The 6,441-nt window shown below is 61.4% G+C and carries 6 protein-coding genes (1 of these 6 running past the window's edge); 1 reads left to right on the plus strand and 5 read right to left on the minus strand.

All coding sequences use genetic code 11. From position 1 onward, the window contains the following. Window positions 1-47: 47 nt before the first annotated feature. Window positions 48-728 (minus strand): L,D-transpeptidase, encoded by a 681-nt coding sequence (locus RGR602_RS00275; RefSeq protein WP_039843443.1) that lies wholly within the window; start codon window positions 726-728, stop codon window positions 48-50. Between the two features lie 178 nt (window positions 729-906). On the opposite strand from RGR602_RS00275, the gene RGR602_RS00280 reads away from it, so the two are divergent. Further along, on the plus strand, window positions 907-1,401 hold the full coding sequence (locus RGR602_RS00280; RefSeq protein ID WP_039843444.1) for an MmcB family DNA repair protein: 495 nt from the start codon (window positions 907-909) through the stop codon (window positions 1,399-1,401). Between the two features lie 6 nt (window positions 1,402-1,407). On the opposite strand, the gene RGR602_RS00285 is transcribed toward RGR602_RS00280, so the two are convergent. The 4 genes from RGR602_RS00285 to lhpI all read right to left on the minus strand — a co-directional run. Further along, the gene (locus RGR602_RS00285; protein WP_039843445.1) at window positions 1,408-1,983 is read right to left on the minus strand and encodes an ActR/PrrA/RegA family redox response regulator transcription factor; all 576 of its coding nucleotides are present in this window, start codon (window positions 1,981-1,983) and stop codon (window positions 1,408-1,410) included. A 72-nt stretch (window positions 1,984-2,055) separates the two neighbouring features. Further along, window positions 2,056-3,366, minus strand: coding sequence for an ActS/PrrB/RegB family redox-sensitive histidine kinase (locus RGR602_RS00290; RefSeq protein ID WP_039843446.1), 1,311 nt, complete (start codon window positions 3,364-3,366; stop codon window positions 2,056-2,058). Window positions 3,367-3,386: 20 nt separating this feature from the next. After that, on the minus strand, window positions 3,387-5,843 hold the full coding sequence (gene hrpB / locus RGR602_RS00295) for an ATP-dependent helicase HrpB (RefSeq protein ID WP_039843447.1): 2,457 nt from the start codon (window positions 5,841-5,843) through the stop codon (window positions 3,387-3,389). Window positions 5,844-5,848: 5 nt separating this feature from the next. After that, on the minus strand, window positions 5,849-6,441 hold the 3' portion of the coding sequence (lhpI, locus tag RGR602_RS00300; protein ID WP_039843448.1) for a bifunctional Delta(1)-pyrroline-2-carboxylate/Delta(1)-piperideine-2-carboxylate reductase. 355 nt of this gene lie beyond the right edge of the window; the window shows 593 of its 948 coding nt (coding positions 356-948); the start codon falls outside the window, past its right edge — the gene reads right to left on this strand; its stop codon occupies window positions 5,849-5,851.

A 6,441-nucleotide genomic window follows, 5' to 3' on the forward strand; every position in this document is an offset into this window, starting at 1 on the left:
GGAAGAAATTTCCGGCGGCCTTTTTTATACCGAATTCGCTTTTTAGCTTACTGGATAACGATGACCTTGGTCGCCTTGCCCGGACGGACACGGCTGTAGAGGTCGATAACGTCCTGGTTCATGAGGCGGATGCAGCCGGACGAAGCCGCGGTGCCGATGGAGGCCCATTCGGGCGTGCCGTGAAGACGGAAAAGGGTATCCTGACCCTTTTCGTTGAAGAGATACATGGCGCGCGCGCCGAGCGGATTCGTGAGACCTGGGCCCATGCCGTCTTCGACGTATTTTGCAATGTCGGGCTTGCGGACAGCCATTTCCTTCGGCGGATGCCAGGTCGGCCATTCCTGCTTCCAGGCGACATAGGCCGTGCCGGCCCATGCGAAGCCCTGCTTGCCGACGCCGATGCCGTAGCGCATCGCCTTGCCTCCCGGAAGGACGTAGTAAAGGTGGCGTTCGCGGGTGTTGACGATGATCGTGCCCGGACGCTCGGTCGTCTCGTAGGAAACGATCTGTCGGCGGAACTCCGGCTTGACGCGCTGGATCGGGATGGCGGGTAGGGCGTATCCGGCATCAGTCCTCACGCCGTAAGCGTCATCGAAGATCTGAGCCGTCTGGACAGTCGGGCCGGCGGCCTTGTCTTCGAGGGAAGCGCGATCGGAATTGGTGGTGCAGCCGGCCAGAGCGAGGGTCGCGATCAGGCCGAACACAGGGAATGCATTGCGGATGCGCATGAATATCTCTTAGGATTGGCAGTGAGGAAACGGTCTTGGAACCATCTTTGATTATGGTTTATTTTCGATTAACTTCGTCTTTGCAAGATGTTGCAGTGCGACGAGAGTTGCCCGCAGCGGCAAAGTAGAACCGCATGGTTTTTTTGCAACAGAGCGGGATGTTCCCAAACGGTTATCCATGACGATTTTGAGCGTTTACAATAACAATCCGTTAATAGATGGCCGGCAATCGGACAGAGCTATGCTTGTGCGCCGAGGGACTCAGATATTACTTCACGACATGCGTCATGCGGTTTTGCCTGAACTGCCGTTGGCGAGCGGCCGGCGCGCCGATCTGATCACCATGTCGGAAAAGGGCGAGATCTGGATTATCGAGATCAAAACCTCGATAGAGGATTTTCGCGTTGATCGCAAATGGCCCGAATACCGGCTGCATTGCGACCGGCTTTTCTTTGCGACGCACAAGGATGTGCCGCTTGATATCTTCCCGGCGGAATGCGGACTGTTCCTGTCGGACGGCTATGGCGCGCATATGATCCGCGAAGCGCCGGAGCACCGCCTGGCGCCGGCAACCCGCAAGTCGGTCATGCTGAATTTCTCCCGAGCCGCCGCGCAGAGACTTATGCTGGCCGAATGGGCGAATGGCAAGCAGCTTGCCATCGACGACATTTAACAGCGGCTATTTCGGAGCGCGTTTGGCGAGAATTCGCTGCAGCGTGCGGCGGTGCATGTTGAGCCGCCGCGCTGTTTCGGAGACGTTGCGCTCGCACATTTCGTAGACACGCTGGATATGTTCCCAACGAACCCGGTCGGCCGACATCGGGTTTTCTGGAAGTTCCGCCTTTTCGCCCGGCCGCTGAGTCAAGGCTGCGAACACGTCGTCCGCATCGGCAGGCTTCGCGAGGTAGTCGACAGCTCCCAGCTTCACGGCCGTCACCGCCGTTGCGATATTGCCGTAGCCCGTCAGCACGATGATCCGCGTATCGTCCCGGCGCTGGCGGATCGCCTCGATGACGTCGAGGCCGTTACCATCGCCGAGCCGTAGGTCGACCACCGCATATTTCGGCGGATGACTCTTCGACTTCGCAACACCTTCCGCAACCGATTCGGCCGTTTCGACCTGGAAGCCGCGTGTCTCCATGGCGCGAGCCAGGCGTCGCAGGAAGGGACCATCATCGTCAACGATCAAGAGGCTCGCATCGGCGCCGATGTCGTGTTCGCCGGCAGTAACGGTTTCGAGGCTTTGTTCGGTCATGGTCTTCGATCCTGGCGGTTTTCAACCGCCCTATATTTGCCAACTGCACATATCTTCATTATGCCGATAAAGTCATTTTGTCGAATTTGCATCGATGAGCATGCGCGGCCATTCGACACGGATACGCGCTCCTTCACTTTCCGGATCGCGGTTCTCGAAAACCAGCGTCGCACCGGAACGTTCAAGCAGCGTCTTGGCGATGAAAAGTCCAAGCCCCAGCCCGCCTGCAGTATCCTCCTTCTGCCTTTTGGTGACGTAAGGCTCTCCGATACGGGTGAGAATATCCGGTGCGTAGCCGTTGCCGTCGTCCTCGATGACGATCAGCACCTTGTTGTGGTCATGTTCGACCGTGACCGTTACCTTCTCGCGAGCATAATCGACGGCATTTTCGATGAGATTGCCAAGCCCATAGATGATCCCGGCATTGCGCTCTGTCACCGGTTCACCCTTGCGCGGGCTTTTCTCGATCAGCTCGATCTCGATCGGAAATTCGCGATAGGGCGCAATGATCTCCTCGATCATCGAAGACAGCGGCAGCCGCCGCATATGCGCATCGCCCTCTGCCGAAAGGCTCGTCAGTCGCTTCAAGATATCGCGGCAACGTTCGCTCTGGCTGCGCAGCAGTTGCACGTCCTCGCGGAACCGGTCGTCGTCCTTCAGTTCGCGCTCCATCTCCTTTGCGACGACGCTGATCGTCGCAAGCGGCGTTCCGAGCTCATGTGCGGCCGCCGCGGCCAGGCCGTCGAGTTGCGATAGGTGCTTTTCCCTCTGCAGCACGAGTTCGGTCGCGGCCAGTGCATCCGCCAGCTGGCTCGCTTCCATCGAAACGCGATAGGCATAAAAAGCTGCAAAGGCCATGGTCGAAGCAATCGAGCACCAGACACCGAACTGCATGACGTTGTGCACATTGATCTGCGCACCGTTGAACCATGGAAGCGGGAAGGGCGAAAAGGCGAGGATCGTGATGCAGACCATTGCAAAGACGATGAGTGCAACGCTGTAGCGGATCGGCTGGGAGGCAAAGGAAATGATGACCGGCACGCAGACGAGCGCCGCAAACGGGTTCGCCAGACCGCCGGTGATAAACAGCAGCGCGCAGAGCTGCAACAGATCCAGCCCAAGCAGCGCGAGGGCAGCCGGCGGTTCGAGGCGATGTGTCGGCGGATACCGGATCGTCAAAAAGAAATTGACCCAGGCAAGCGCTGCAATCAGCAAGCTGCTGGTGAGCAGCGGCAACGGGAATTTCAGCCAGAAGGCAACGATGAAAACCGTCGCCGCCTGTCCGCCGACCGCGAGCCAGCGCAAACGTACGAGCGTCTGCAGGCGCAGCCTGCGGCTGCTATGCCGGTCGTTCTGAGTTTTGTTGTTGACGTCATCGGCCATGCTCGGCTCCTCGCCCAGGCTTATCTACCACGCGGCTTGGCGCGTGTCGTCGGCAAGGCTTCCTCTGGCCGCTCCGGCCAGGAATGCCGCGGGTAGCGGCCTCGCATTTCGGCACGTACGTCCTTCCAGGAACCTGCCCAGAACCCAGGCAGGTCACGCGTCGTCTGGATCGGCCGGTGCGCGGGCGAGGTCAATTCGAGAAGAAGCGGCAGCCTTCCGCCACCGATCGCCGGATGTTGCTTCAATCCGAAAAGCTCCTGCACCCGGATCGTCAGCAGCGGCTCCTCGCCGTCATACTGGATCGGATGCCGCTGGCCCGTTGGCGCTTCGAAATGCGTCGGTGCAAGCCGGTTGAGGTCACGTTGCAGTTCATGCGATACAAGCGCCATCAGCCCGCTGGCGAGCGATCCGGCGGAAATATCCGAAAGCCCGCGCGCATCGCTCTGGTAGGGCGTAAACCAGTCGTCCAGCCGTTCCAGTAACGCAACGTCGCTTAGATCCGGCCATGGCGCGCCGATTGTTCGATGCAGAAAGCCGATACGTTCGCGCAGCTGGATAGCTTCCTTGGAAAAGGGCAGGGCGTTGAGTCCCAATTGCCGTATGCCATCCGCTAGTGCTGCGGCAACAGGCTCGCCGGCTGGCCGGGGCAACGGCGTTTCGTCAAAAACGATCGCGCCGAGCCTTGTCGCGCGCCGGGCGCGGACTTGCCTGCTCGGCAGGTCGAAATAGGTCTGCTCGCCGGTCTTGATCACACCTGGTAGCTGGGTTTCGACATCGCCGCGCGAAATCTCCGCCGCAGCGAGGATGCGTGCCTGCGTCGCGCGTCCGGTCAGATCGGCGATCACCAGCATCTGGCTGCCTGCCAGACGTTCCGTCTCCGACAATTCGGCGCCCCGGCCGTTTGCCATCACGTACCGTCCCCGCCCGCCGCGCTGCAGGGCAATCCGATCGGGAAAGGCATGTAGCAGGAGTTGTCCGGCAAGCGGTGGCGCACTTGAGGAAATCTTGTCGAGCCCACGCGCCAGCCGTCCGGCAAGGCGCCGCGAAGCATCCGCCCTTTCCCCCTTCTCCACCTTGAAGCGCCGCAAACGGTCCTCGATGTCGATGCTTGTGCCGCCGAGGCCCTGTTCCGTGAGAAGAACGGCAAGCATTGCAGCTTCTTTTGCGTGGCCGCTGTCGCCGGCCGAAACCACCATGGCTGCCAGCCGCGGCGGCAGCGCTAGGTCGCGCATCGTCTTTCCGCGCGCAGTCAAGGTTCCATCCTTGTCCAGGGCTCCGAGTTCCCGCAGCAGCGCGCGCGCTTCCTTCAGCGTCGTCGCTGGGGGCTGGTCGACGAAGGCAAGCGATGTCGGATCCTGAACGCCCCAATGGGCCAGATCGAGCACGAGACCGGAAAGATCGCTCGACAGGATCTGCGGCGGTGTGAAAGCAGGTAAGGCGGCCGTCTGCCCCGGGTGCCAGAGGCGGATCGCGATACCGGGTTCCGTTCTGCCTGCGCGGCCGGCGCGCTGGTCGGCAGATGCCCGCGACACCCTCACCGTCTCCAGCCGCGTGATACCTGCCGAAGCCTCGAACACCGGCAGCCGCTGCAGCCCGCTGTCGATTACGATGCGCACGCCGTCGATGGTGATCGACGTCTCGGCGATCGAGGTCGCAAGCACGATCTTGCGCGTGCCCTTCGCCGCCGGACGGATTGCTGCATCCTGCTCTTTCTGGCCGAGATTGCCGTAGAGAGGGGCGATCAGCGTGTCCGACCCGAACCGCCCTTCGAGCCTTTCCGCCGTTCGGGTGATTTCGGCCTGCCCAGGCAGGAAAGCGAGGATCGATCCCGTCTCGCCCGCATGGGCCTCGACGATTGCCCGTATAGCGGCGTCCTCTATACGCTCGCCACTCGGGCGATCCCGATAGCGGACGTCGATCGGAAAGCTCCGGCCCCTGCTTTCGATCACCGGCGGATGGTCGAGGAGTGCTGCGACACGCTCGACGTCGAGCGTTGCCGACATCACCAGAAGCCGCAGATCATTACGGAGCGCCGTGCGCACGTCGAGCGCCAATGCCAGCCCGAAATCCGCATCAAGCGAACGCTCGTGAAATTCGTCGAAAATGACTGAAGAAACCCCCGAAAGTTCCGGATCATCGAGAATCATGCGCGCAAAGACGCCTTCGGTGACCACTTCGATCCGCGTCTTGCCGGAAATGCGGTTGTCGAGGCGCATGCGGTAGCCGACTGTTTCGCCCACCTGTTCGCCGAGCAGAAAGGCCATGCGGCTCGCCGCAGCCCGCGCTGCCAGCCGCCGTGGCTCCAGCAGAATGATCCTGCCGTCGTTGCGCCATGGTTGATCCAGCAGATAAAGTGGCACAAGCGTGGTCTTCCCGGCGCCGGGTGGCGCGGAAAGAACGGCTCGTCCGTTTTCGGCAAGTGCGGTTCCGATCTCGGGCAGAACGTGAGAAACCGGAAGTTCCGGCAGAACGGGCATTGCGCTTATTTCCCGCCGGTAACGGTTTCATAGGCGAGAATCGCTCCGGCGAGATCCTCGAGCGCGGCGCCCACCGATTTGAAAAGCGTGATCTCGCCTTCCGCGCTGCGGCCGCCTCGTGTTCCGCAAACGAGTTCGGCAAGTTCTGCCTTGATCGCACCCTCGTTGAGCACGCCGCTTCCGAGTGGCTGAACGATATCACCCGCTTCCTTCATCGCACCGGCTCGCGTATCGACGAAGACGGACGCACGGCGGATCGCCTCGTCGTCGGTCTCACGCATGCTAGGCTTGAAGCCGCCGACGAGATCGAGATGCGCGCCGGGCTTCAGCCATGCGCCGCAAATGAGCGGCTCGCTTGAGAGCGTGCCGCAGGAGACGATGTCGGCGGTTCGCGCCGCCGCTTCGATATCGAAGACCGCCTCAGCGGCCAGCCCAAGCTCTCGGGCTTCGGCCGCTACCTTTTCTGCGCCTGCAGGATTACGCCCCCAGATATGGATGCGCTTGATCGGGCGGATGGCCGTATGCGCCTGCAGCAGGTTGAGCGAGAGGCGACCGGTTCCGCAGACAAGCAGCTCGGCCGCATCCGGCCGCGCCAGAT

This window comes from Rhizobium gallicum bv. gallicum R602sp, assembly GCF_000816845.1.
GTDB classification, from domain to species: Bacteria; Pseudomonadota; Alphaproteobacteria; order Rhizobiales; family Rhizobiaceae; genus Rhizobium; species Rhizobium gallicum.